The following is a 25,053-nucleotide window of genomic DNA, read 5'->3' as shown; positions in this document are numbered from 1 at the left end:
GCGGTCGAGGCCCCCCTACCTATGCCTCGCCGGCGAGCAGCCGCTTCAATTCCCCGGCATCGTGAAGCAGCTCGAACGGCGTCACCGGGGCCGGGTGTTCCGGCGGCGTCTGCAAGGTCTTCTGCCACACCCCCACGTCCCACCAGCGGCCGAGCTTGTAGCCGCTCTGCCGCCACACGCCGGCGGGCGCAAAGCCCATGGTCTCGTGCAGCCGCACGCTGGCTTCGCCGGGCAGGGTGATCACGCCGACCGCCTGGTTGATGCCCTGCAGGCGCATCGTTTCCAGCAGCACGCCGTACAGGCGCCGGGCGATACCCCTGCGGCCGGCATCCTCGCGCACGTAGATCGAGGTCTCGGCGATCCAGTCGTAGGCGGCGCGTTCGCGGAAGCGGCTGGCGTACGCGTAGGCCAATACCTCGCCGTCGCTTTCCCACACCAGCCAGGGATAGTGGGCCAGCCGGGCGACAATGCGCTCGCGCATCGCGGTCACGCCGGGCAGGACGGTCTCGAAGGTCGCCGCGCCATGGGTGACCGACGGGGCATAGATCGCATGCACCGCGGCGGCGTCGTCAGGGCGGGCGATGCGGATCAGGCCGTCCATCCTCAGAGCTGACGCAGGTAATAGCGGTCGCAGCCGTGGTGGCCGGTGCCGCCCATCGCCGCGCAGATCGGCGCGAAGCCGCTGCGGCGGTACAGCGCCTGTGCCGCGTCCATGCCGGTGAGGGTTTCCAGGTAGCAGCGCCGGTATCCCAGCGTGCGCGCCGCGTCCAGGCAGCGCTGCATCATCGCGGTGCCCGCGCCGATGCCGCGCGCCTGCGGCAGGAAGTACATCTTGCGCAGCTCGCACACGTCCGGCTCGCCGCCCTCCAGCGGCGCCACGCCGGCGCCGCCGATGACCGCGCCGTCGCGCTCGACCACGAAGTAGGCGCACCCGGGCCGCGCGTAGGCCCCGGCCATGTGGTCGACTTCCGTGTCGTGGATGGCGAAGCCGGGGCCGTCGGCGCCGAACTCGGGCATCACGGTGCGGATGATCGACGCCACCGCGGCGTCGTCGGCAGGTTCGATCGGGCGGATTAGGAAGTTCGTTGTCATGAGGGTGTAGGGGTATGGGAAATCCGACTTCGGCGTATCAGGCGGCCGTGCGTGCGCGCGTGACGCGGCTGGCGGTGTCCTTGTGCAGCTGCGCGGCGAGCCAGGCGCCGGTGGCGACCAGCAGGTCCAGGTCGACACCGGTGTGCAGGCCCATGCCGTGCAGCATGTAGACCACGTCCTCGCTGGCCACGTTGCCGGTGGCGCCCTTGGCATAGGGGCAGCCGCCCGTGCCGGACACGGCGCTGTCGACCACGCGCACGCCTTCCTCCAGGCAGGCCAGGATGTTCGCCAGGGCCTGGCCGTAGGTGTCGTGGAAATGCACCGCCAGCGCGCTCATGGGTACCGCTTGCGCCACTGCCCGCAGCATCGCGCGCGCCTTGGCCGGCGTGCCGACGCCGATGGTGTCGCCCAACGAGATCTCGTAGCAGCCCAGCGCATGCAGCCGCTGCGCCACGCGCACCACGTCGGCGACCGGCACCTCGCCCTGGTAGGGGCAGCCGAGCACGGTGGAAACATAGCCGCGCACCGCCACGCCGTCGGCACGGGCGCGCTCGATCACTGGCGCGAAGCGCTCGATCGACTCGTCGATGGACGCGTTGACGTTCTTGCGGTTGAAGGCCTCGCTCGCGGCCGTGAACACGGCGATTTCGCGGGCGCCCACCGCCCGCGCGCGTTCGTAGCCCTGCAGGTTGGGCACCAGCACCGGATAGCGCACGCCAGGCAGCTTGCGGATGCCGGCGAACACCTCGGCCGCGTCGGCCATCTGCGGCACCCACTTGGGGCTGACGAAGCTGGTCACCTCGATGGTGGTGAGGCCGGTGGAGGAAAGCCGGTCGATCAGGGCGATCTTCACCTCGGCCGGCAGCAGCGTCTTTTCGTTCTGCAGGCCGTCGCGGGCGCCGACTTCGACGATGCGGACGGTATCGGCTGGCGCGGTCATGGCGGCTCCGGGTGCGGGGACGGTCCACTTTAGCCGGTCGGCCGCCGCGCCAGGACCGGCACCCGGCAGGCTGGCTTTGGCCCGGGCTCCTCCGTATAATCGCCGGTTCGACCCATACGGACGGGTCGTGAACCGATGTCGGCAGGACGGAAAGCGTGGCCTCCGGGACCACCGCCGAATCAGTCAGAAACCGGGCACTCAAGCCCACCCAGGAGCATTCCCATGCCCAAGATCAAGACCAACCGGGCGGCTGCGAAGCGTTTTCGCAAGACCGCGTCGGGCAAGTTCAAGGCCGGTCACGCCTTCAAGTCGCACATCCTGACCAAGAAGTCGACCAAGCGTAAGCGCAACTTGCGCGCCACCAACCACGTCAAGGCGTGCGACACCAAGGGTGTGGCTCGCATGTTGCCGTACGTCTAAGGGGAGGAGAACACCATGGCTCGTGTAAAGCGTGGCGTCACCGCCCGTCGTCGTCACAAGAAGATCATCGGCCGCGCGAAGGGCTACTACAACGCCCGCCGCAAGGTCTTCCGCGTAGCGAACCAGGCCGTCATCAAGGCCGGCCAGTACGCCTATATCGGCCGCAAGCAGCGCAAGCGCCAGTTCCGCGCGCTGTGGATCGTGCGCATCAATGCCGCCGCACGCCAGTTCGGCCTGTCCTACAGCCGCCTGATCAATGGCCTCAACAAGGCCGGCATCACGATCGACCGCAAGGTGCTGGCGGACATCGCCGTGCACGACATCAAGGCGTTTGGCGCCATCGCGGAAAAGGCGAAGGCCAGCCTGGCCGCTTGATCGTCGTCACCGACGGTATGCTGTAAATCAAGCGGGGAGAAGGCCAACGCCTTCTCCCCGTTTTTATTTAACGACGTCGCTTTTTTGCGGTGGCTTTCTCTTCTCCCATCCCTGATAAGTAACGGGGAGAGGATCGGGGTGAGGGGCAAAGCTTGCCTCGGACCTCGATCGAAGCACGCTTCGCACAGACCACAACGCAAGAGCGACCCCTCACGCAGCCTCTCTCCCAATCTCTGATCAAAGGTGGGGAGAGGGAGCTAGAAGCCAAAAGCGGAAACCGCACCGATGGACGATCTGGATAGTCGCGCAAGCCAGGCCTTGGCCGACATCGAAAACGCCGCCTCGCTGGACGCGCTCGAAACCCTGCGCGTGGGTCTGCTCGGCAAGAGCGGCATCGTCACCGCCGCGCTGAAGTCGCTGGGCACCCTCGCCCCCGACGAGCGCAAGGCCCGCGGCGCCGAGGTCAACCGGGTCAAGGACCGCCTGGCCGATGCGCTCGCCGCTCGCAAGCAGACGCTGGAGCAGGCCGAGCTCGACCGCCGCCTGGCCTCCGAAAAGCTCGACATCACGCTGCCGGGTCGCGACGGCCAGCGTGGCGGCATCCACCCGATCACCCGCGCGCTCGAGCGCATCGCGGCGATCTTCGCCCGCCTGGGCTACCAACGCGCCGAAGGGCCGGAGATCGAGGACGACTGGCACAACTTCGAGGCGCTGAACTTCCCGCCGCACCATCCGGCGCGCGCCATGCACGACACCTTCTACTTCGGCGACGGGCGCCTCTTGCGCACGCATACCTCGCCGGTGCAGATCCGCTCGATGCAGGGCCGTCAACCGCCGATCCGCATCATCGCGCCCGGCAAGGTCTACCGCAGCGATTCGGACCAGACCCACTCGCCGATGTTCCACCAGATCGAGGGCCTGCTGGTCGACGAGACCTCCAGCTTCGCCGACCTCAAGGGCACGCTGGCCGAGTTCGTGCGCGCGTTCTTCGAGCGCGATTTCGAGATGCGTTTCCGTCCCAGCTACTTCCCCTTCACCGAACCTTCGGCCGAGGTGGACATCCGCTGGGAGACGGACGACGGCCAGAGCCGCTGGCTGGAGGTGCTCGGCTGCGGCATGGTCCACCCGAACGTGCTGGCCAACTGCGGCATCGACCCGGAGCGCTACACCGGCTTCGCCTTCGGCCTGGGCGTGGAGCGCTTCGCCATGCTGCGCTACGGCGTCTCGGACCTGCGCGCGTTCTTCGAGAACGACCTGCGCTTCCTCAAGCAGTTCGCGTAAGCCGGCAAGGAATCGATACCCATGAAATTCTCCGAAAACTGGCTGCGCGAGCTGGTCGAGATCCAGGCCGACCGCGCCCAGCTGGCCCATGCGCTGACCATGGCCGGGCTGGAAGTGGAAGAGCTGACCGTGCTGGGCGAGGGCCTGGCTGGCGTGGTGGTGGGCGAGATCGTCGCCGCCGAGAAGCACCCGGAAGCCGATCGCCTACAGGTGTGCAAGGTGGCGGCCGGGCAGGGCGAGCCGCTGCAGATCGTCTGCGGCGCACCCAACGCGCGGGTGGGTCTGAAGGCGCCGCTGGCGATGGTCGGCGCCGTGCTGCCGGGCAACGTGCAGATCAAGGCCGCCAGGCTGCGCGGTGTGGAGTCGGCCGGCATGCTGTGCTCGGCGAAGGAGCTGGGCATCGACGCGGATGCCTCCGGCTTGATGGAGCTCCCGGCCGATGCCCCGGTCGGCCAGCCGTTGGTCCAGTTTCTGGGTCTGCCCGATGCCAGCATCGAGCTCAAGCTCACCCCGAACCGCCCCGACTGCCTGGGGCTGGTCGGCCTCGCGCACGACGTGGCCGCGCTGTTCGGCAGCCGCGTGCTGGTGCCGGTACAGGCTCCCGCGCCGGTGACCACCGATGCGCGCCGCGGCATCCGCCTGGAAGCCGGCAAGGATTCGCCGCGCTACCTCGGCCGCCTCATCGAAGGTATCGATGCTTCCGCCCGGTCGCCGCTGTGGCTGTCCGAACGCCTGCGCCGCGCCGGCCTGCGTCCGATCAGCGCGGTGGTCGACGTCACCAACTACGTGATGCTGGAGCTGGGCCAGCCGCTGCACGCCTTCGACAACGACAGGCTCGAAGGCGACATCGTGGTGCGTCATGCGCGCGAGGGCGAGACGCTGAAGCTGCTCGACGGCAGTGAGGCCAGGCTCGACGCCGGTTTCCTGCTGATCGCCGACGAGCGCAAGGCCCTGGCCGTGGCCGGCGTGATGGGCGGCTTCGATTCGCGCGTGACCGAGTCCACCGGCAACATTTTCCTCGAATCCGCGCACTTCGCGCCGGCCGCGATCATGGGGCGCGCGCGCAAGCTCGGCCTGCATACCGACGCCTCGCACCGATTCGAGCGCGGCGTCGACCCGGAGCTGCCGCGCCGCGCGCTGGAGCGCGCCACCGAACTGCTGCTCTCGATCGCCGGCGGCAAGGCCGGCCCCGTGCTGGTCGCCGAGAACCCGGCCGACCTGCCGAAGCCAACCACGATCGCCCTGCGCCGCGCGCGCCTGGCCCGCGTGCTGGGGCTCGGCGTGCCGGACGAGGAAGTCACGCGCATCTTCACCGCGCTGGGCATGGCCGTGCAGCCCGGCGCCGAGGGCTGGCAGGTCACCGCGCCGACCAGCCGCTTCGACATCGAGCGTGAGGAGGACCTGATCGAGGAGGTCGCCCGCGTGTACGGCTACGACCGCATCCCCACCCACACGCCCGCCGGCGCGCTCTCGCTCGCGCCCGAGCCGGAAGCGCGCATCGGCGAACTGGCGCTGCGCGAGCAGCTCGCCGCGCGCGACTACTACGAGGCGGTGAACCTGTCCTTCGTCAGTGCCGGATTGCTCGCGCGCTGGGGCTGGACCGACAAGCTGGTGCCGTTGGCCAACCCGCTGTCGGCCGATCTGGCCGTGATGCGCCCCTCGCTGCTGCCGGGCCTCATCGAGGCGCTGCGCCACAACCGCGCGCGTCAGCAGGAGCGCGTGCGGTTGTTCGAGGTCGCCCGGGTCTTCGAGAGCGGCGCCGTCGGCGAAGAAGCGGCCATGCAGGGCCAGACGGTCCGACAAGCCGGCACTGCACCGGTGGAAACCCCGAGCCTGGCGATCGTCGCCTGCGGCGATGCGCATGCCGAACAGTGGGCCGAGCCGACCCGTCCGCTCGACTTCTTCGACCTCAAGGGCGAACTGGATGCGCTGCTGGCCTGGGGCGGCGAACCGGAACGCTGGTCGCTGCATGCCGACGGCCTGCCGACCTGGCTGCATCCGGGCCGCGGCGCGCGTGTCGCGCGAGATGATGAGACGGTGGGGTACCTCGGTGCGCTGCACCCGCAACTGGCCAGGTCGCTGGATCTGGGTCCGGACGTGCACGTCCTGGAAGTGGCGCTGGCACCGCTGCTGGATCGCCGCCTGCCCAAGGCCCGGCCCGTGCCGCGTTTCCCTTCGGTGCGCCGCGACATCGCCGTCGATCTGCCTGAAGAGGTGCGCTGGTCACAAATCGAGCAGACCGTCCGCGGCACCCTCGGCAGCGTGCTCAAGGAGCTGCGGCTGTTCGACCGCTACAGCGGCAAGGGCGTCGATGCAGGCCGAAAGAGTCTCGCTATGGGCTTGATTTTGCAGGACGCTTCACGCACGCTTACCGACGACGACGCGGACCGCTGCGTACGCGATGCGGTAGCCGCGTTGGAGTCCACATGCAAGGCAAAATTGCGAGGTTGAGATGGCGCTGACCAAGGCGGAGATGGCCGAGCGCCTTTTCCTCGAGGTGGGCCTCAACAAGCGTGAGGCGAAGGAATTCGTGGATGCCTATTTCGAGGTCGTCCGCGAAGCGTTGGAAAGGGGCGAGCAGGTGAAGCTGTCGGGTTTCGGCAACTTCGACCTGCGTCAGAAGAACCAGCGACCGGGTCGCAACCCCAAGACGGGCGAGGAGATTCCGATTTCCGCCCGTCGCGTGGTGACGTTCCGTCCGGGGCAGAAACTCAAGGTGCGAGTCGAGAGCTATGCTGGACCAAGGGAATAACACCGAACTGCCCGCCATCCCGGCGAAGCGCTACTTCACCATCGGTGAGGTGAGCGAGCTGTGTGGCGTCAAGCCGCACGTGCTGCGCTACTGGGAGCAGGAATTCCCCGCGCTCAATCCGGTCAAGCGCCGCGGCAACCGGCGCTACTACCAGCGCCACGACGTGCTGATGATCCGTCAGATCCGCGGTCTGCTGTACGACGAGGGCTTCACCATCACCGGCGCCCGCGCGCGGCTGGAAGGCCCGCAGGCACGCATGGAATCGAGCATTTCCCACCAGATCGTGCGCCAGGTGCGCATGGAACTGGAAGAAATCCTGACCCTGCTGCGTCGCTGAAACCGCCACGCGTCTGCTATCATTCGCGTTCTGTCGAAAGTGCGGCCCGTGGATGGCCGCTTTTCGATCTTCGCGATCAGGACGATCGCAAAGCAACGTTTACGTCGGGGCGTAGCGCAGCCTGGTAGCGCATCTGCCTGGGGGGCAGAGGGTCGTCGGTTCGAATCCGGCCGCCCCGACCAATTCGGAAGAACGAAACGGCGCCTTCGGCGCCGTTTTTGTTTCTTCCGAACTGGGTTCGCGTTGGTAGACGCCGTGCTCGGAATGTTGCGGCGGCCGAGGCGCCTACGGCGACCCGAACCCTCTCCCCAACGCCTCTGCCGAGGGATTCCGGCGCCTCGGTACGCACCGCCTCAGTACAGCACGCGGCTGCGCAGGGTTCCCGGAATCGCCGCCATGCGGTCCTTCAGCTCCTGCGCCTGCGCTTCGTCGGCGGCCACGTCGATCACCACGTAGCCCACCTCCGCATCGGTCTGCAGGAACTGCGCGTCGATGTTGATGTTGCCGGCGGAGAACAGCTCGTTGATGCGCGAGAGCATGCCCGGCACGTTGCGGTGGATGTGCAGCAGGCGACGGCTGCGCGGATGTTCGGGCAGCGACACCTCCGGGAAGTTCACCGCCGACAATGTCGACCCGTTGTCGCTGTAGCGCACCAGCTTGCTGGCGACCTCGATGCCGATGTTGTCCTGCGCTTCCAGCGTGCTCCCTCCGATGTGCGGGGTAAGGATCACGTTGTCCATGCCGACCAGCGGCGAGACGAAGCCATCGTCGTTGCCCTTGGGCTCGGACGGGAAGACGTCCACGGCGGCGCCGGCCAGGTGGCCCTTGAACAAGGCCGCCGCCAGCGCATCGATGTCGACGACGCTGCCGCGCGAGGCGTTGACCAGCAGCGACCCTGCGCGCATGCGGGCAAGCTGCGTGGCGCCGATCATCATGCGCGTGGCCGGTGTATCGGGCACATGCAGCGTGACCACGTCGGCGCGTTGCAGCAGGTCGTCCAGGCTCGCCGCGGTGTGAGCATTGCCCAGCGCGAGCTTCGCTTCGATGTCGTGGAAGATCACCCGCATGCCCAGGCTCTCGGCAAGGACGCCCACCTGGGTGCCGATGTGGCCGTAGCCGACGATGCCCAGGACCTTGCCGCGCGCTTCGTAGCTGCCCGCGGCAGACTTGGACCAGCCGCCGCGATGGCATTGCATGTTCTTCTGCGGGATGCCGCGCAGCAGCATGATCGCCTCGGCCACCACCAGCTCGGCCACGCTGCGCGTGTTGGAGTAGGGCGCGTTGAACACCGGCAGGCCCAGCCGCCGCGCGGCGCCCAGGTCCACCTGGTTGGTGCCGATGCAGAAGCAGCCCACCGCGATCAGGCGCCGTGCGTGCTCCAGCAGCTCCGGCGTGAGCTGGGTGCGCGAGCGGATGCCGACGATGTGCGCCTCGGCCAGGCGCGCCTTGAGCTCGGCCTCGGGAAGCGCCTTCGGATGCGCTTCGATCTGGGTGTAGCCCGCCTGGCGGAAGGTTTCCTCGGCGCTGCGGCTGACGCCTTCGAGCAGCAGCACGCGGATGTCCTGCCGGGGGAAGGAAGTCTTCATGGTAAGCAAGTCCAGGCCGGGGTGAAGGCCTAACTATGCCGCGTTTTGCGGCACCGCAACACTGGACCGTGCCCGGGGCCCTCTGGCAGGCTGCGTACTCCTCACGGAGCCATCATGACCGACCCCCGCCTCACGGACCTGGCCGACCGCGCGCCGGGATTGCGCCTGCTCACCGAGCTGGCCGACCTCATCCACTACGGGCGCGACTGGACCCGCCGCTGGGGCCCCGCGCCGCTGGCGGTGGCGTTGCCGGTCTCGGTGGATCAGGTGCGGGCGATCGTCCGCTGGGCGAACGACCGGCAGATCGCATTGGTACCCTCCGGCGGGCGCACCGGGCTTTCCGGCGGCGCAGTGGCGGCGCGCGGCGAACTGGTGCTGAGCCTGGAGCGGATGAACCGCGTGCTCGGCTTCGATGCCACCGACCGGCTGCTCGAGGTCGAGGCCGGCATCACGCTGCACGCCGTGCATGAGGCCGCGCGTGCGCACGGCCTGCTCTATCCGGTCGATTTCGCCGCGCGCGGCTCCTGCACCATCGGCGGCAACGTGGCCACCAACGCCGGCGGCATCCGGGTGGTCCGCTACGGCACCACCCGCGAATGGATCGGCGGATTGACGGTGGTGGCCGGCAACGGCGAGCTGCTGGAACTCAACCGCGGCCTGGTCAAGAACTCCAGCGGCTACGACCTGCGCCAGCTGATGATCGGCTCGGAAGGCACGCTGGGCGTGGTGGTCGGCGCGCAGCTGAAGCTCACCGAGTCGCCGCCGCCGGCGCGGACCATGCTGCTGGCCCTGCCGCACATGGATGCGCTGATGCGGGTGTTCTCGCTGTTCCGTTCGCAGCTGAAGCTGCAGGCGTTCGAGTTCTTCACCGACATGGCGCTGCGCCACGTGCTGGCGCACGGCGCGCAGCGCGCGATCGACAGCGACCAGCCCTACTACGTGGTCACCGAGTACGACGCGGTGGACGAGCGAGACGAGCATGCCGCGCTGCAGGCATTCGAGAGCGGGGTGCGCGAGGGGTGGATCAGCGACGGCGTGATCGCGCAGAACGAGGCGCAAGCGGCAACGCTCTGGCGCCTGCGCGAGGGCATCACCGAAAGCCTGGCGCCGAGCAAACCGTACAAGAACGACATCGCCCTGCGTATCGGCACCATGCCCGCGTTCCTGCACGAGATGCAGGCGCTGCTCGCGCGCGAGTATCCGCAGATGGAAGTGGTGTGGTTCGGCCACATCGGCGACGGCAACCTGCACATCAACGTGCTGCCGCCGCAGGACATGGCGCAGGCCGAGTTCCTCGCCCGCTGCGAACGGGTGACGCAATTGCTGGCCGATGCGCTGCAGCGGCACGGCGGCAGCATTTCCGCCGAGCACGGCATCGGCCTGGTCAAGCGCGCCTACCTGGGCAGCACCCGCAGCGCCGCGGAGATCGCGCTGATGCGCGGCGTGCGCAACGCCTTCGATCCGAACGGCATTCTCAATCCCGGCAAACTGTTCGATTAGGGCAACGCGGCGCGCCAGGAGACGCATGCTAGCCTTGGGAGCTCACAGCCCCCAACGGAGACCCCAGGCATGACGCAGGAACGCCGCTCGCTGTATCCGGAGATCGAGCCTTACGACAGCGGCATGCTGCCGGTGTCGGGCCTGCACACGATCTACTACGAGCAGAGCGGCAATCCCGACGGCAAGCCGGTGGTGTTTCTGCACGGGGGACCGGGTGCGGGCGCGAGCCCGCGTTGCCGGCGTTTCTTCGACCCGGCCGTCTATCGCATCGTGCTGTTCGACCAGCGCGGATGCGGCCGCTCTACGCCTCACGCCGAACTCACCGACAACACCACCTGGGACCTGGTCGCCGACATCGAGCGGCTGCGCGGGCACCTGGGCATCGCGCGCTGGCAGGTGTTCGGCGGCTCCTGGGGCTCCACCCTGGCGCTGGCCTACGCGCAGAGGCACCCGGACAAGGTGACCGAGCTGGTGCTGCGCGGCATTTTCATGCTGCGCCGCTGGGAGCTGGAGTGGTTCTACCAGAAGGGCTGCGACGCGCTCTACCCGGATGCCTGGGAGTCCTATCTGGCGGCCATTCCCGAAGTCGAGCGCGGCGACCTGATGAGCGCTTACCACCGTCGCCTCACCAGCGCCGACGCCAAGACCCGGCTGGATGCGGCGCGCGCCTGGTCGACCTGGGAAGCGGGCACCAGCTTCCTTCACCAGGACCCAGGCTACGTCGCCAGCAGCGGCGAGGACGAGTTCGCGCTGGCTTTCGCGCGGATCGAATGCCACTACTTCGTGCACGGCGGCTTCTTCGAGCACGACGACCAGCTGTTGCGCAACGTCGGGCGCATCCGGGGCATCCCCACGGTGATCGTGCAGGGGCGCTACGACGTGGTGTGTCCGATCCGCAGCGCCTGGGACCTGCATCGTGCCTGGCCGGAGGCGGACCTGCGCATCGTGCAGGACGCCGGGCATTCGGCCTTCGAGCCCGGTATCACGCACGAGCTCGTCGAGGCGACCGACCGCTTCGGGAAGCCGGCCGCCTAGGCGCCGGCTCGCGGCTGCTCCCCGAGAGAAGGGCTGGCTTGCGCGCGCCCGGAGGCCTGGCCCCCGATGCCCGCGTCATTCAGCCCGGCAGTTGCTTCGTGCCGAAGATCTTGTCCCCCGCGTCGCCCAGGCCGGGCAGGATGTAGCCCTTGTCGTTGAGCCGCTCATCGATCGAGGCGGTGTAGATCTCCACGTCCGGATGCGCGGCCTCGATCCGCGCCAGCCCCTCGGGGGCCGCGACCAGGAACAGTCCCTTGATGCGCCGGCAGCCGGCCGCCTTCAGCATGTCCACTGTCGCCACCAGCGTGCCGGCGGTGGCGAGCATCGGGTCGACGATCAGCGCAGTGCGGGCATGCATGCTGCCGCTGAGCTTTTCGTAGTAGGCGACCGGCGCCAGCGTGGCCTCGTCGCGCTGCACGCCGACCACGCCGACCTTGGCCGAGGGAATCAGATCGAGCACGCCCGGCAGCATGCCTAGGCCCGCGCGCAGGATCGGCACGATGGTGATCTTCTTGCCCTTGATGCGCTCCACCTTCACCGGGCCGGCCCAGCCCTCGATGCTGTCCTCCGAAATCTCCAGGTCCTTGGTCGCTTCGTAGGTGAGCAGGGCGGCCACTTCGGAGGCCAGTTCGCGGAACTCCTTGGTGCTGATGCCGGCGCGACGCATCAGGCCGAGCTTGTGGCGGATCAGCGGGTGGCGGACTTCGACGATCTTCATGGGCGCGGCCGTCATGCTCGAGGCCGGCAAGCTTAGCGCAGGCCTTGCGCGCGAGCGGGGTGCCGTGGCCGGCACCCCGCGGTGGCAGGTCAGCCTGCGGGCTTCTTCAGGCAGGCGCTCATGAAGGACTTGCGGGCGTCGCCGGAAAGCGCCTTGGCCTTCGCGTCGGCGTTGCAGCTCTTCATGCGCTCCTGTTGGGAGGTGGGCGCGGCAGGCGCGGGCGTTCCCTTGAGGCAGGCACTCATCGCGGCCTTGCGCTCGTCTCCCTTCTTGCCGGCAGTCTGCTTGCTGCAGGCGGACATGCGCTGTTGCTGCGGGGTGAGCGGCTTGGCCGCCGGCGTGGCGGCGAACGCCGGGGCGAGGGCGAACAGGATGGCGGCAGCGATGGCGAGGCTCGAACGGTTGGACATGGCATCACCTCACGGAGGGACCGGCGGCTGCCGGCCGCGCGAGTCTATGCCCGGGTGCGTGGAGGCGGAAGCAGCGAGCCAGCGAGCCGCCGCAACAAAAAAAGGGCGCGCCGTTGTCGGCGCGCCCTGGGTTTCACGTGACGTCCGGTTCAGGCCGCTTCGGCGGTCTGCTTGCGCGGCCCCTTCAGCAGCGCCTGGCGCACATGGTCGATCACCAGGTCGATCTCGGCGCTGGTCACTTCGAAGTGCGGGGTGAAGCGCAGCGAGTTGGCGCCGCCATGGATCACGCCCACGCCGTGCTCGCGCATGTATTCCTCGGTCGAACCGGAGCCGTAGCACTTGAACTGCGGCGCCAGTTCGCAGGAGAACAGCAGGCCGGTGCCCTGTACCTTGGTGATCAGTCCGCCCAGTTCGTCCTTGAGCTTGTTGAGCTTGGCCACGAACTCCTCGCCGCGCGCACGGATGTTGGCGCGCACCTCGTCGGTGAGCAGTTCCAGCGTGGCAAGCGCCACGTCCAGCGCGCGCGGGTTGGTGGTCATGGTGTTGCCGTAGATCCCCTTGCGGTACAGGCCGGCGGCGCGGTCGCTTACCGCCAGCACCGACAGCGGGTACTGGCCGGCGTTGAGCGCCTTGGAGAAGGTCTCCATGTCCGGCGGGGGCAGGTTCTCGAAACCCGGGTAGTCGATGATCGAGAGCACGCCGTGCGCGCGCAGGCCGGCCTGGATGGAGTCGACCAGCAGCAGCGTGCCATGCGCCTGGGTCAGCTCGCGCGCGGCCTTGTAGAACTCCGGCGTCACCGCGCGGCCCGGGTCGCCTTCGCCCATCACCGGCTCCAGGAACATCGCCTCGATGAACCAGCCGTGCTTGTCGGCCTCGACGAAGGCGGCTTCCAGCTGCGCCACGTCGTAGGGCGCGACGGTGATCAGCGTGTCCTCGTGGCGGTAGCTGGCCAGGTGCTGGACGTAGGTCTTGCGGCTGGAGTCCGAATACAGCGCCGGCTTGTCGGTGCGGCCGTGGAAGGCGCCGCGCACCGACAGGCGCTTGATCGTGCGGTTGGCATAGCGCCCGCCCGCGTCGGTCATCAGCTTGGCGTTGACGTCCGCGATGCGGCAGGCCAGGCCCACCGCTTCGGAACCGGAATTGAGGCACAGGTAGTGGTGGTAGGGGTTGCCGCCGCGACTGCGGCCGAGCTCCTTTTCCATCGCCCGGGTGAAGCGCAGCTGGGAGACGCTGGGCGACATCACGTTGGCCATCACCTGCGGCGTCGCGAGAGCTTTGAGGATCGCCGGGTGGTTGTGGCCGAAGCCGAGCATGCCGTAGCCGCCGTTGTCGTGCAGCACCGCACCCTTGAGCGTCACGATCCACGGGCCACGCGCGGCGGCCGGCAGGTACGGGTTGATCGCGTCATCGGGGTAGAAGTTGACGTAGCCGGCCTGCGCCTTCGCCAACTGCTCCGATTCGTCCAGCTTGAGAAAGTCGCCAAGGTCCGCGCGCAACTCGCGATGGCGCACCACCGCCTCGCCGACCGCCTGCACCAGCTCGGGCGAGCTGGCGGCCATGCGCTCGATGCGGGCGTCATCCAGCCCGACGGTACGCGGCTTGCCGCCGAATTCGCGCAGTTCGCGCAGCTGATCGATCACACCCATGGCAGTCCTCCTCGAATCCGGCCGGCGCCCAGGGTGGCGTGGCCGACATGTGATGCGGGCACGTGCCGGGGGTGGCCCGTGCGGTTCAGCGGTGCCCGGCATGGCTCGGGAGCCTGCGCTAGAAGCCGCCAGGCTCCGGAAAAGCGCTTTGCGGGCAGGACGATAGCCCAAGGATACCGTGCCGCCCTGTCGCCCGTAACCCCGCATGACGGCTGTCACTTGCGCCGGCTGACGCCGCCCAATGGGCGTTGAGGCCCGCCGGGCCTACCGTTTGCGACACACAAGGGAGGCTCGCATGGACATGTCTGCTACACCGGTCGCGCGGCTGCGTGGCGCGGCGAAACGCTACGGGACGCTGACCGCGCTCGACGGGCTGGATCTTTCGCTGCACCGCGGCGAACTGCTCGCGCTGCTCGGACCCAACGGCGCCGGCAAGACCACGGCCATCGGCCTTCTGCTGGGCCTGCATCGTGCGGACGCGGGGCAGGTCGAACTGTTCGGCCGCGATCCGCAGGAGCTCGCCGCACGCCGCCACATCGGCGTGATGCTGCAGAACGCCATGCTGCCGCTCACGCTGCGCGTGCGCGAACTGCTGCGGCTGACCGCCAGCTATTACCCGAACCCGCGCGTGCTGCAGGAAAGCGCCGAGCTGGCGGGCATCGGCGATCTGCTCGAGCGCCCCTACGGCAAGCTTTCCGGCGGCCAGCAGCGGCGCGTGCAGTTCGCGCTCGCGCTGTGCGGGCGGCCGCAACTGCTGTTCCTGGACGAGCCGACCGTGGGCATGGACATCGAAGCGCGGCAGGCGCTGTGGGCGGCGATCCGGCGGCTGGTGGGCGAAGGCTGCGCGGTGCTGCTGACCACGCATTACCTGGAAGAAGCCGAGGCGCTGGCGACCCGGGTCTGCGTGATGGCGCGCGGACGTGCGATCAACGAAGGCACGGTGGACGACCTGCGCGCCCGCGTGGCGATGCGCCGCATCCGCTGCATCAGCACGCTTGATCCGCAGGTGGTGGGCGGCTGGCCGGAGGTGGCCGAGGTCCGCAGCGAGAACGGCCGCCTGCACGTGACCACTGCCGCAGCCGAGGTCGTGGTGCTGCGCCTGCTGCAGAACGATGCCTACCTGCGCGAGCTGGAAGTGCAGCGCGCCGGGCTGGCCGAAGCGTTTACCGAACTCACCCGCGATGCCGCCGCGGCATCGGACGACCAGCGCGAGGCTGCCTGACATGGACATCACCCTGCTTTCCCCGGAAGCCGCTGCCGGCAACGGCACCATGTCGCCCGGCCGCGTGCTGGGCGCCTACCTCGCCGAGGCGCGCAGCGAATGCCTGCGCTACCTGCGCGCGCCGGGCTTCATGCTGCCGATCACCTTGTTTCCCGGCATGTTCTACCTGGTCTTCGGCGTGCTGATGGCCAGGAGCGGCAGCGCCGACGCCCCGCGCTACCTGCTGGCCAGCTACGCCAGCTTCGGGGTGATGAGCCCGGGCCTGTTCGGCTTCGGCGTGTCGCTGGCGATGGAACGCGACGGCGGCCTGCTCACGCTCAAGCGGGCGCTGCCGATGCCGCCAGGTGCCTACCTGCTGGGCAAGATGCTGATGGCGATGGCCGCGGCGGGATTCGTCGTGCTGTTGCTGCTGGCGCTCTCGCGACTGGCCCACGTGGCGCTCTCACCGGGCCAGGCGGCCGCGTTGCTGGCCACCGGCGTGCTCGGCGTGCTGCCGTTCTGCGCGCTGGGCATGTTCGTCGGCACGCTGATCAAGGGGCAGGGCGCGCCGGGCCTGCTCAACCTCATCTATCTGCCGATGTCCTTCCTCTCCGGCCTGTGGTTCCCGCTGCCGATGCTGCCCAAGGCGCTGCAGCAGGCCGCGCCGATGTGGCCGAGCTTCCACCTCGATCGCCTCGCGCTGGCGGCGGTCGGCATGCGCCAGGATGCGTTGCTGCCGCACGTGCTGGTGCTGCTGGGCTTCACCGTTGCCTTCCTGCTGCTTGCGGCGCGCCGGTTGCGCCGCTTCGGTTGAAGTAGCATGGGCGCGATCCGCAACATGGGCTCAGGTCCGATGAACCGCTTCATTGCCTGGCTTTCGCCGCAGCCCGGGTCGCGCGTCAGCGAGATACAGCAGCAGGGCAAGTCGCCCTGGGCCGAGTCCGTGCACCTGCTGTGGTCGGCCTGGGTGTTCATCACGCCCTTGTTCGACCACGGCTACAGCTGGCACTGGGCGCTGCTGACGCTGCTGACCTATCCGGTGTTCGTGCTGCTGTTCGCCAAGTCCATGCTGGTCTCGCGCAGCGCCTCGCCGCGCTACGGCATGGGCCTGGCGATGTTCGGCATCGCGCTGACGCCGTTCTACTCCGGCAGCGTGAGCTACTTCATCTATGGCTGCGTGTCCTGCAGCCTGAGCAGCCGCCGGCTGGTGCCGTTCCTGCTGCGCCTGCTGTGCCTGAACGCGCTGTTCGTGCTGATCGCCTGGCAGGCCGGATACCCGTGGCAGGCGCTGGTGGCGTTCCCGTTCATGACGGTGACGATCGGCCTGGTCACGCACGTGGAACGGATCGCGCACGAGAAGGACGCCGCCCTGAAGCTGTCGCACGACGAGGTGCGCCGGCTCGCCGCGACCGCCGAGCGCGAGCGCATCGGCCGCGACCTGCACGACCTGCTCGGCCACACGCTGTCGCTGATCACGCTGAAGCTGGAGCTCTCGCGCAAGCTGTTCGACCGCGACACCGAGGCGGCCCGGCGCGAAGTGGCCGAGGCCGAGAAGGTGGCCCGCCACGCGCTGGCCGAGGTGCGCTGCGCGGTCACCGGCATCCGTGCCACCGACCTGGCGGCGGAGCTCGCCTCGGCACGGCTGCTGCTGGAATCCTCCGCGGTGCAGCTGGACTACGGGCAGCCGCCATGCATGCCGGTGGAAATCGAGCGCGGCCTGGCGCTGGTGCTGCGCGAGGCGGCCACCAACATCGCGCGGCACGCCGCGGCGACGCAGGCCCAGGTGTCCTTCGAGGTCATCGACGGCGGCCTTTGCCTGACCATCGCCGACAACGGCTGCGGCGGCGTGGAGGAAGAGGGCAACGGCCTGACCGGGATGCGCGAGCGAGCGCGTGCGCTGGGGGGCCACCTGCAGATCCACTCCAGGCGCGGGCACGGCACGCGCCTGCGCGTGGTGGTGCCGCTGCCTGCCGTAGCGGCGACGCCACCGGCAACGCCGGCCGCAAAACCGGCCCAGCCCGCGGAGGCCGCGCCATGGGCCGCGAACGCACATTCCTGATGCGCTTTTTCACGCCGCGGCCGGATTCCCTGCTGGGCCAACTGCGCTCGCCGCTGTACATGCGCTGGCAGGCTGGCATGTCGCTGTTCGTGCTGGTGGCCCTGTTCCAGGGCCCCTTGGCCACCGGCCCGTTCAGCTGGCACTGGATGGCGCCGACCCTGCTGGCGGTGCCCGTCTACGTCTATTTCTATTCGCGCGTCTACCTGGGTCCGCTGGGGCGCCTGGAGTGGCACGCCACAGGCATCGCGGGGGTGGGCCTGGCGCTGTGGTGCTACAACCCGGTCGGCTACGTGCCGATGATGATGGCCGGCATCTTGCTGGCCTACGTGCCCTCGTGGCGGCGCTGGCTGCTCGGTGTCGCCGGCATCACGGTACTGGCGCTGGCCAAGGCGGCCTTGTTCGGCGACAAGCTGCCGCTCGCCGCGGGCGTGGGGCTGGCAGGCCTGTTCGGCGGCTTCAGCAATCTGCTGTACATGCGCACCCTGCGCCAGGATGCGGAACTGCGCCTGTCGCAGTCGGAGGTGCGCCGCCTGGCCACGCTGGCCGAGCGCGAGCGCATCGGCCGCGACCTGCACGACCTGCTGGGACACACGCTTTCGCTGGTGGCGTTGAAGTCCGAGCTTGCCAGGCGCCTTGCGCTGGCCGAGCCGGCGCGCGCGCAGCGCGAGATGGAGGAAGTCGAGCGCGTCGCGCGCCATGCGTTGACCGAGGTGCGCGCCGCGGTGACCGGCATGCGCCGCAGCGACCTGGCGGCCGAGCTGGTTTCGGCGCGGCTGATGCTGGAAGCCAGTGGCGTCGCGCTCGAGGGGGAGCTTCCCGAACGCGCGGATTTGCCCGAGCACATCGAGGCTCCGCTCGCGCTGGTGCTGCGCGAAGCCGTCACCAACATCCACCGCCACGCGCGCGCCAGCCGCGCCCGCGTGGCCATCGCCATCGGGGACCACGGGATCGACATGCAGATCGGCGACAACGGACGCGGCGGGCTGGCCGCACATGGCAACGGCGTGAGCGGCATGCGCGAGCGCGTGCGCGCCCTGGGCGGCACGCTCTCGATCGATTCGCCGCTGCGGCGCGGCGCGGTGCTTTCCCTGCACGTGCCGCTGCCGCGTGCGCCGGTATCCGCAGCCGTCTCCGACCTGCCCGTTGCCGGGAGCGCCGCATGATCCGCGTGCTGCTGGCCGAAGACCAGGCGATGGTGCGCGGGGCGCTCTCGGCGTTGCTCAATCTGGAGAGCGACATCGAGGTGCTCGGTTCGGCCGCCGACGGCGAGGCGGCCTGGCGCGACCTGCAGAAGTTCAAGCCCGACGTGCTGGTGACCGACATCGAGATGCCCGGGCTGACCGGGCTGGAGCTGGCCCAGCGCATCCAGCGTCACGAGCTGCCGATGAAGGTGATCATCGTGACCACTTTCGCCCGTCCCGGCTTCCTGCGCCGCGCGCTGGACGCGGGCGTCTCCGGCTACCTGCTCAAGGACGCGCCGGCAGAGAACCTCGCCGAGGCGCTGCGCACGGTGCACCGCGGCGGACGGGCGATCGACCCGCAGCTCGCGCTGGAGGCCTGGACCGAGGCCGACCCGCTCAACGACCGCGAACGCCAGGTGCTGCGGCTGGCCGGCGAGGGTCTCCCGGCCAGCGACATCGCCACGCGCCTGAACCTCTCGCACGGCACCGTGCGCAACTACCTGTCCGAGGCCATCGGCAAGCTCGGCGCGGGCAACCGCATCGAGGCATTCCGCCTGGCGCGGCAGAAAGGCTGGCTGTAGCGCAAAGCGGCGGGGCTACGCGGCCCAGCCAGGCGCGCGCTTGTCCAGAAACGCGCCCAGCCCTTCCTGGCCTTCGTCCGAAACGCGCAGCCGCGCGATCAGCTCGGCGTTCTCGGCGTCGAGCCGGCCGGCCCGTTCCTCGTCGATGCCGGCCATGCGCAGCGCCAGGCGCTTGGCTTCGCGCTGCGCCTGCGGGCCGGCCTTGGCCAGCAGCGCAAGGGTGAAGTCGACCGCCTCGTCCAGCGCCTCGGCGGGCACCACGCGGTGCAGCAGGCCGATGCGGCAGGCCTCGGCGGCATCGAAGGTTTCGCCGGTCAGGAACAGCCGCCGTGCCTGGCGCACGCCGATGGCCGCGACCACGTAGGGCGAGATCACCGCGGGCACCAGGCCGAGCTTCACCTCGGTCAGGCCGAACTTGGCATGCTCGGCTCCGATGACGATGTCGCAGGCGGCGACCAGGCCCACGCCGCCACCATAGGCGGCGCCGTTGACGCGGGCGATGGTCGGTTTCGGCACGAACTGCAGCGTGCGCACCAGTGCTGCCAGGCGCAGCGAGTCCTCGCGGTTCTCCTGCTCGCTGGCGGCCGCCATGCCGCGCATCCAGTTCAGGTCGGCGCCGGCGGAGAAACTGGCTCCGGTGCCGGTGAGCACCACCGCGCGCACGGCGCTGTCCTGGCCGGCGTCGACCAGGGCGGTGGTCAGTTCGGCGATCAGCGCGTCGTCGAAGGCGTTGTGCACGTCCGGACGGTCGAGTGCGATCCGGCGGACGCCGCCGTGGTCGGTGACGAGGATGGCGGGCATGCGCAGGCTCCTTGCGGAAAGCGGGAAGTGTAGCGGGGCGGGGCCCGAGGACAGGTTGCCCCTGCGACAAACCTGCCCTGTGCGCTACGCCGCTTTGCCCTATAATGGGAACCATTCTTATTCCTTGCCTCCCCATCGTGCACCTTTCCGATTTGCCCAAAGGTTCGCCCGCCGTGGTCGATCGCGTGGACGACGCGCACGCCGACGATTCCATCGCGCAGCGCCTGCGCGACCTGGGCTTCGTCGATGGCGAGCCGGTGCGGGTGGTTGCTCGGGGACCGCTGGGCGCCGATCCGTTGCTGATCCAGATCGGCTCGACCCGCTTCGCCCTGCGCCGCAGCGAAGCGGCGCGGGTGATGGTGAAGGCGGAGGCCGCATGAGCGCGGACAGCCTGCGCATCGCCCTGGTCGGCAGCCCCAACTGCGGCAAGACGGCGCTGTTCAACCAGCTCACCGGCGGCAGGCAGAAGGTGGCCAACTACGCGGGCGTCACCGTCGAGCGCAAGGAAGGGCGCTTCACCGCGCCGTCCGGCCGCATGCTGCAGGTCCTGGACCTGCCCGGCGCCTACAGCTTCGACGCGGTGAGCCCCGACGAGCGGATCACCCGCGACGTGCTGGAAGGCAACTATCCGGGCGAGGCGCCGCCGGACCTGATCGTCTGCGTGGCCGACGCCACCAACCTGCGCCTGCACCTGCGCTTCGTGCTCGAAGTGAAGCGGCTGGGGCGGCCGGTGGTGCTGGCGCTCAACATGATGGACGCCGCGCGCCGCCGCGGCATCGCGATCGACGTGCCGGAGCTGTCGCGCCGGCTCGGCCTGCCGGTGGTGGAAACCGTCGCCGTCAGACGCGGCGGCGCGAAGGCGCTGGTGGAGCGGGTGGACGGCGAGGTGCCGCCGGCATCGCCCGTGCAACCCGATGATCCTGCCAGCCGCGCCGACCTGCACGCGCAGGTGCGCGAGCTGCTCGCCGCCACCGTGGTGATGCCGCGCGCCACCGACCGGCTGGACGACGCGCTGGACCGCTGGGCGCTGCACCCGGTGTTCGGCCTGGCGATCCTCGCCGCGGTGATGTTCCTGGTGTTCCAGGCCGTGTATTCGGTGGGCAAGCCGATGACCGATGCGATCGGCGACGGCTTCGGCTGGCTCGGCGGGCACCTGGCCGTATGGCTTCCGGCCGGCCCGCTGCAGGGCCTGGTCACCGACGGCCTGTGCGGCGGCCTGGGCACCGTGCTCGGATTCCTGCCCGAGATCCTGGTGCTGTTCTTCTTCATCCTCACGCTGGAGGAGTCGGGCTACCTGCCGCGCGCGGCGTTCCTGCTCGACCGCCTGATGGTCTCGGTCGGCCTGACCGGGCGTTCGTTCATCCCGCTCTTGTCCAGCTTCGCCTGCGCCATCCCCGGCATCATGGGCACGCGCTCGATCACCGATCCGCGCGACCGCCTGGCCACCATATTGGTCGCGCCCCTGATGACCTGCTCGGCGCGGCTGCCGGTGTACGCGCTACTGATCGGCGCGTTCATTCCCGCGCGCCGCGTGCTGGGCGTGTTCAACCTGCAGGGCCTGGTGCTGTTCGCGCTCTACGCGGCGGGCATCGCCGGCGCCATGCTGGTCGGCTGGGTGATCAAGCGCGTGCGCCGCGATCGCAGCGAGCACGCGCTGCTGATGGAACTGCCGTCCTACCGCCTGCCCAAGGCGCGCGACGTGGGGATCGGCCTGTACGAGCGCGGCATGATTTTCCTCAGGCGCCTGACCGGCGTGATCCTGGCGCTCACCGTGCTGATGTGGGCGCTGTCCAGCTTCCCGGCGCCGCCGGCGGGCGCCACCGATCCGGCGATCGACTACAGCATCGCAGGCCATCTCGGTCGCGTCCTCGCCCACCTGTTCGCGCCGATCGGTTTCAACTGGGAAATGAGCCTGGCGCTGATCCCCGCCTTCGCCGCGCGCGAGACAGCGGTCGCGGCGTTGGCCACGGTTTATGCGGTGGGCGGCGAATCCGCGTTGGGTCCGGCGCTGTCCTCGCACATCCCGTTGGCCAGCGCGCTGTCGCTGCTGGTGTGGTTCGCCTATGCACCGCAATGCATGTCCACGCTGGCGGTGATCAAGCGCGAGACCGACTCCTGGCGCAACGTGGCGATCTCGTTCGGCTACATGTTCGTGATGGCCTACGCGGCCTCGTTCCTGGTCTACCGCATCGCGAGCGCGCTGGCGTGAGCGGCGGGCTGCTCGCGCAGTACGTGGTGGTCGGCCTGATCGTGCTGGCCAGCGCGCTGCTGGCGTTCCGCAAGCTGGCGCCGCAGCTGACCAACCGCTGGTTCGCCGCCGCCTCGATCCGCCTGGCCCGGCCTGGCCGCTCGCGCCTGGCGCATGCGCTCGCCCGCCGCCTGCAGCCGAAGCAGGCCACCGGGAACTGCGCGGACGGTTGCAGCACCTGCGGTGCCTGCGGACCCAGGAAACCCGCCGGCGCGAAGCCGGGGGACGTCGAAGCGGTGCCGCTCAAGTTCCGCCCGCGCGGCGGCTGAAGCGGGTGCGGCCGGGGGTTGCCGCAAGCGGCGCTGGACCATTGATGCTCCATCTGCGTTGCACGCAGGCGGCGGCAATCCGTGGGGCCGAGGTCGGAGGGTCGAGGGTTCCCTCTCAACGGACGCAGAGCGCCGGGAGAGGAAGCTACTCCGCTGTCCGAGTCTTCGGTCGCCACTTCACAAGCCAGGCCCCCGTACGTTCGGTCGGGGGGAATGCCCCTTGATGGTGCCGGCACAGCGGCTCCTGCACGCGGTATGGCACCCGCGTTACATGCGGAACACGCCGTAGCGTTGCGGTTCGATCGGCGCGTTCATCGAGGCGGAGATGGCCAGGCCCAGCACGCGGCGGGTGTCGGCCGGATCGATGATGCCGTCGTCCCATAGCCGCGCGCTGGCGTAGTAGGGATGGCCCTGGCGCTCGTACTGCTCGCGGATCGGTGCCTTGAAGGCATCCTCTTCCTCTGCGCTCCAGCTCTTGCCGGCCGCTTCCAGGCCGTCGCGCTTCACGGTGGCCAGCACGCTGGCGGCCTGCTCGCCGCCCATCACGCTGATCCGCGCGTTGGGCCACATCCACAGGAAGCGCGCGCCGTAGGCGCGGCCGCACATGGCGTAGTTGCCGGCGCCGAAGCTGCCGCCGATCACCACGGTGAACTTGGGCACGTGCGAGCAGGCCACGGCCGTGACCATCTTGGCGCCGTCCTTGGCGATGCCTGCCTGCTCGTATTTCTTGCCGACCATGAAACCGGTGATGTTCTGCAGGAACACCAGCGGCACGTTGCGCTGGTTGCACAGCTCGATGAAGTGCGCGCCCTTGAGCGCGCTCTCGGCGAACAAAATGCCGTTGTTGGCGACGATGCCCACCGGATAGCCGTGGATGTGCGCGAAGCCGGTCACCAGCGTCTTGCCGTAGCGCGCCTTGAACTCGTGGAACTCCGAACCGTCCACGATGCGCGCGATCACTTCGCGGATGTCGAACGGCCGGCGGGTGTCCAGCGGGATCAAGCCATAGAGTTCCTCGGCCGGATATCTGGGCTCGCTCGGCGGCTGCAGCGCCAGCGGCACCGTCTTCCTGCGGTTGAGGCTGGCCACCACGTCGCGGGCGATCGCCAGCGCGTGCGCGTCGTTCTCCGCGAAGTGGTCAGCCACGCCCGAGACGGACGTATGGACGTCCGCGCCGCCCAGCGTCTCGGCGTCCACCACCTCGCCGGTGGCTGCCTTCACCAGCGGAGGGCCGCCCAGGAAGATGGTGCCCTGTTCGCGCACGATGATGGTCTCGTCGCTCATCGCCGGCACGTAGGCGCCGCCGGCGGTGCAGCTGCCCATCACCACCGCGATCTGCGGGATGTTGAGCGCGCTCATGCGCGCCTGGTTGTAGAAGATGCGGCCGAAATGCTCCTTGTCCGGAAACACCTCGTCCTGCAGTGGCAGGAAGGCACCGCCGGAGTCGACCAGGTAGATGCAGGGCAGCCGGTTCTCCAGCGCCACTTCCTGCGCACGCAGGTGCTTCTTCACCGTCATCGGAAAATAGGTGCCGCCCTTGACCGTGGCGTCGTTGGCGACCACCACCACCTCGTTGCCGTTGACGCGGCCGATGCCGGTGATGATGCCGGCCGCCGGCGCGGCGTCGTCGTACATACCGTGCGCGGCGAGCGGCGAGAGCTCCAGGAACGGCGAACCGGGATCGAGCAGTGCGCGAATGCGCTCGCGCGGCAGCAGTTTGCCCCGCGCGGTGTGCTTCTCGCGCGCCTTGGCGCCGCCGCCTTCGGCGTTGCGCGCCAGCTGCCGGTGCAGGTCATCGACCAGTCCGCGCAGGGCGGTGCTGGAGGCCTGGAAGTCGGGCGAACGGGGATCGATCTGCGAGGCGATGGTGCTCATCGGGCTGGACTCGTGGTCTCGTTCGGGGCCGCGCGCGGCGGCAGATATCCTGGGCGCTGTGCCCTGCAGGCAGAGCCATCGCGCCAGCCAAACACCGGATGATAACGCCCGCGTGGCCGGTCGCGGCCGTAACGCACGCGGGCAAAAAAAAACCGGCCGCGAGCGGCCGGTTTCTTTTGCGGAGCAAACGAAGGGATCAATGGCCCTTGTTCGCGTCCTTGGCGGCATCCTTGGCATTGCCGGCAGCGTCCTTCGCGGCGCTGGCAGCCTTGTCGGCCTGGCCAGCAGCGTTGGAAGCGGCGTCCTTGGCCATCGACATGGCGTCCTTGTTGGCCGACGAGCTGCCAGCCGGAGCAGCAGCCGAGGCGGCGGTGGCAGCCTGCTGCGCCTGGTTGGCAGCCTGGCCGGCAGCGGCGGCCTGGGTGGTGGCCTGCTGGGCAGCCTGGTTAGCAGCCGGGCTCTGGGTCTGCGCCGCAGCCTGCTGGGCCTGGTCAGCGGACTGCTGAGCCTGGTCGGCGGACTTCTGGGCGTCCTGCGCGGAATCCTGCGCGCCGTTGCTGCAAGCCGCCAGCAGCGCGACGAGCGCGGAGGCGAGTAGGGTACGCGTCAACTTCATGGTGGATCTCCTTTGCCGTGGAATGCCGTTTTGGCCGCGTATTAATAGCGCTTTCGCCGTAGACGCGCCATATGTTTATACGGCGGCCCTTCAGTACGTATTAAAAACCCGGTTAACCGGCTTTCATTCG

Annotated in this window: 26 protein-coding genes and 1 tRNA gene; 17 read left to right on the top strand and 10 right to left on the bottom strand. The window is 69.2% G+C overall.

The window, feature by feature from the left end; all coding sequences use genetic code 11:
- Positions 1-19 precede the first annotated feature (19 nt).
- Genes VGU65_RS11155 through VGU65_RS11145 form a run of 3 tightly spaced genes read right to left on the bottom strand, consistent with a single transcriptional unit; the run spans position 20 to position 2,032 of the window.
- Complete coding sequence (locus VGU65_RS11155) at positions 20-592, bottom strand: GNAT family N-acetyltransferase (RefSeq protein WP_327476329.1); 573 nt, start codon at positions 590-592, stop codon at positions 20-22.
- Between the two features lie 11 nt (positions 593-603).
- On the bottom strand, positions 604-1,092 hold the full coding sequence (locus VGU65_RS11150) for a GNAT family N-acetyltransferase (RefSeq protein WP_327475699.1): 489 nt from the start codon (positions 1,090-1,092) through the stop codon (positions 604-606).
- A 37-nt stretch (positions 1,093-1,129) separates the two neighbouring features.
- Positions 1,130-2,032 (bottom strand): hydroxymethylglutaryl-CoA lyase, encoded by a 903-nt coding sequence (locus VGU65_RS11145; protein ID WP_327475697.1) that lies wholly within the window; start codon positions 2,030-2,032, stop codon positions 1,130-1,132.
- Between the two features lie 222 nt (positions 2,033-2,254).
- Between VGU65_RS11145 and rpmI the strand changes: the two genes are divergently transcribed.
- The 7 genes from rpmI to VGU65_RS11110 all read left to right on the top strand — a co-directional run bounded on the left by rpmI (position 2,255) and on the right by VGU65_RS11110 (position 7,379).
- The gene (rpmI, locus tag VGU65_RS11140; RefSeq protein WP_026635107.1) at positions 2,255-2,452 is read left to right on the top strand and encodes a 50S ribosomal protein L35; all 198 of its coding nucleotides are present in this window, start codon (positions 2,255-2,257) and stop codon (positions 2,450-2,452) included.
- A 15-nt stretch (positions 2,453-2,467) separates the two neighbouring features.
- On the top strand, positions 2,468-2,827 hold the full coding sequence (gene rplT / locus VGU65_RS11135; protein WP_209618427.1) for a 50S ribosomal protein L20: 360 nt from the start codon (positions 2,468-2,470) through the stop codon (positions 2,825-2,827).
- A gap of 285 nt (positions 2,828-3,112) precedes the next feature.
- On the top strand, positions 3,113-4,108 hold the full coding sequence (gene pheS / locus VGU65_RS11130) for a phenylalanine--tRNA ligase subunit alpha (RefSeq protein WP_327475690.1): 996 nt from the start codon (positions 3,113-3,115) through the stop codon (positions 4,106-4,108).
- A gap of 21 nt (positions 4,109-4,129) precedes the next feature.
- Entirely contained in the window at positions 4,130-6,559 is a 2,430-nt protein-coding gene (gene pheT / locus VGU65_RS11125; protein WP_327475688.1) for a phenylalanine--tRNA ligase subunit beta, read from the top strand.
- Position 6,560: 1 nt separating this feature from the next.
- Positions 6,561-6,860: an integration host factor subunit alpha gene (gene ihfA, locus VGU65_RS11120; protein ID WP_091333672.1), complete on the top strand. Its 300-nt coding sequence runs from the start codon at positions 6,561-6,563 to the stop codon at positions 6,858-6,860.
- Positions 6,841-7,197 carry a MerR family transcriptional regulator gene (locus VGU65_RS11115; RefSeq protein WP_231349364.1) on the top strand — a complete coding sequence of 119 codons (357 nt, stop codon included), beginning with the start codon at positions 6,841-6,843 and terminating at the stop codon, positions 7,195-7,197. The genes ihfA and VGU65_RS11115 overlap by 20 nt, the downstream gene beginning before the upstream one ends.
- A gap of 105 nt (positions 7,198-7,302) precedes the next feature.
- Positions 7,303-7,379, top strand: a tRNA-Pro gene (locus tag VGU65_RS11110).
- A 171-nt stretch (positions 7,380-7,550) separates the two neighbouring features.
- On the opposite strand, the gene serA is transcribed toward VGU65_RS11110, so the two are convergent.
- Positions 7,551-8,783 (bottom strand): phosphoglycerate dehydrogenase, encoded by a 1,233-nt coding sequence (serA, locus tag VGU65_RS11105; RefSeq protein WP_327475676.1) that lies wholly within the window; start codon positions 8,781-8,783, stop codon positions 7,551-7,553.
- 114 nt (positions 8,784-8,897) lie between these two features.
- On the opposite strand from serA, the gene VGU65_RS11100 reads away from it, so the two are divergent.
- Positions 8,898-10,283, top strand: coding sequence for a D-2-hydroxyglutarate dehydrogenase (locus VGU65_RS11100; protein ID WP_327475674.1), 1,386 nt, complete (start codon positions 8,898-8,900; stop codon positions 10,281-10,283).
- A 69-nt stretch (positions 10,284-10,352) separates the two neighbouring features.
- The gene (gene pip / locus VGU65_RS11095) at positions 10,353-11,318 is read left to right on the top strand and encodes a prolyl aminopeptidase (protein ID WP_327475672.1); all 966 of its coding nucleotides are present in this window, start codon (positions 10,353-10,355) and stop codon (positions 11,316-11,318) included.
- 79 nt (positions 11,319-11,397) lie between these two features.
- Here the strand turns inward: pip and upp are convergent, their stop codons facing one another.
- From upp to VGU65_RS11080, 3 genes are all read right to left on the bottom strand, one after another.
- On the bottom strand, positions 11,398-12,036 hold the full coding sequence (gene upp / locus VGU65_RS11090) for a uracil phosphoribosyltransferase (RefSeq protein ID WP_327475670.1): 639 nt from the start codon (positions 12,034-12,036) through the stop codon (positions 11,398-11,400).
- Between the two features lie 89 nt (positions 12,037-12,125).
- Complete coding sequence (locus tag VGU65_RS11085; RefSeq protein WP_327475669.1) at positions 12,126-12,446, bottom strand: PsiF family protein; 321 nt, start codon at positions 12,444-12,446, stop codon at positions 12,126-12,128.
- 149 nt (positions 12,447-12,595) lie between these two features.
- Positions 12,596-14,092 carry an aminotransferase class III-fold pyridoxal phosphate-dependent enzyme gene (locus tag VGU65_RS11080; RefSeq protein ID WP_327475667.1) on the bottom strand — a complete coding sequence of 499 codons (1,497 nt, stop codon included), beginning with the start codon at positions 14,090-14,092 and terminating at the stop codon, positions 12,596-12,598.
- 295 nt (positions 14,093-14,387) lie between these two features.
- On the opposite strand from VGU65_RS11080, the gene VGU65_RS11075 reads away from it, so the two are divergent.
- From VGU65_RS11075 to VGU65_RS11055, 5 genes are read left to right on the top strand one after another with little or no spacing between them, the layout of a single operon-like run.
- Positions 14,388-15,314 carry an ABC transporter ATP-binding protein gene (locus tag VGU65_RS11075; RefSeq protein ID WP_327475665.1) on the top strand — a complete coding sequence of 309 codons (927 nt, stop codon included), beginning with the start codon at positions 14,388-14,390 and terminating at the stop codon, positions 15,312-15,314.
- A 1-nt stretch (position 15,315) separates the two neighbouring features.
- Positions 15,316-16,107, top strand: a complete 792-nt coding sequence (locus tag VGU65_RS11070; protein ID WP_327475663.1) for an ABC transporter permease — start codon at positions 15,316-15,318, stop codon at positions 16,105-16,107.
- 6 nt (positions 16,108-16,113) lie between these two features.
- Positions 16,114-17,352 (top strand): sensor histidine kinase, encoded by a 1,239-nt coding sequence (locus VGU65_RS11065; RefSeq protein WP_327475661.1) that lies wholly within the window; start codon positions 16,114-16,116, stop codon positions 17,350-17,352.
- A complete protein-coding gene (locus VGU65_RS11060; protein WP_327475659.1) occupies positions 17,328-18,515 on the top strand; it encodes a sensor histidine kinase in 1,188 nt (395 codons plus the stop codon). The genes VGU65_RS11065 and VGU65_RS11060 overlap by 25 nt, the downstream gene beginning before the upstream one ends.
- Positions 18,512-19,114, top strand: coding sequence for a response regulator transcription factor (locus tag VGU65_RS11055; protein WP_327475657.1), 603 nt, complete (start codon positions 18,512-18,514; stop codon positions 19,112-19,114). The genes VGU65_RS11060 and VGU65_RS11055 overlap by 4 nt, the downstream gene beginning before the upstream one ends.
- Positions 19,115-19,129: 15 nt before the next feature.
- Here VGU65_RS11055 and VGU65_RS11050 read toward each other — a convergent pair whose 3' ends face one another.
- On the bottom strand, positions 19,130-19,915 hold the full coding sequence (locus VGU65_RS11050; protein ID WP_327475655.1) for an enoyl-CoA hydratase/isomerase family protein: 786 nt from the start codon (positions 19,913-19,915) through the stop codon (positions 19,130-19,132).
- A gap of 137 nt (positions 19,916-20,052) precedes the next feature.
- Here VGU65_RS11050 and VGU65_RS11045 point away from each other — a divergent pair, with 137 nt between their 5' ends.
- From VGU65_RS11045 to VGU65_RS11035, 3 genes are read left to right on the top strand one after another with little or no spacing between them, the layout of a single operon-like run.
- Entirely contained in the window at positions 20,053-20,295 is a 243-nt protein-coding gene (locus VGU65_RS11045) for a FeoA family protein (protein ID WP_327475653.1), read from the top strand.
- Positions 20,292-22,124, top strand: coding sequence for a ferrous iron transporter B (gene feoB, locus VGU65_RS11040; RefSeq protein ID WP_327475651.1), 1,833 nt, complete (start codon positions 20,292-20,294; stop codon positions 22,122-22,124). The genes VGU65_RS11045 and feoB overlap by 4 nt, the downstream gene beginning before the upstream one ends.
- Entirely contained in the window at positions 22,121-22,432 is a 312-nt protein-coding gene (locus VGU65_RS11035) for a DUF6587 family protein (RefSeq protein WP_327475649.1), read from the top strand. The genes feoB and VGU65_RS11035 overlap by 4 nt, the downstream gene beginning before the upstream one ends.
- A 267-nt stretch (positions 22,433-22,699) precedes the next feature.
- Here the strand turns inward: VGU65_RS11035 and VGU65_RS11030 are convergent, their stop codons facing one another.
- Positions 22,700-24,307, bottom strand: a complete 1,608-nt coding sequence (locus VGU65_RS11030; protein ID WP_327475647.1) for a carboxyl transferase domain-containing protein — start codon at positions 24,305-24,307, stop codon at positions 22,700-22,702.
- Positions 24,308-24,503: 196 nt separating this feature from the next.
- Positions 24,504-24,923 (bottom strand): hypothetical protein, encoded by a 420-nt coding sequence (locus tag VGU65_RS11025; protein ID WP_327475645.1) that lies wholly within the window; start codon positions 24,921-24,923, stop codon positions 24,504-24,506.
- Between the last annotated feature and the right edge of the window lie 130 nt (positions 24,924-25,053).

Origin of the sequence: Frateuria sp., assembly GCF_035943815.1 — a bacterium.
Classification (GTDB): domain Bacteria; phylum Pseudomonadota; class Gammaproteobacteria; order Xanthomonadales; family Rhodanobacteraceae; genus Frateuria_A.
The sequence above is the reverse complement of the archived record's forward strand: the minus strand, read 5'-3'. Positions and strand labels throughout refer to the sequence as shown.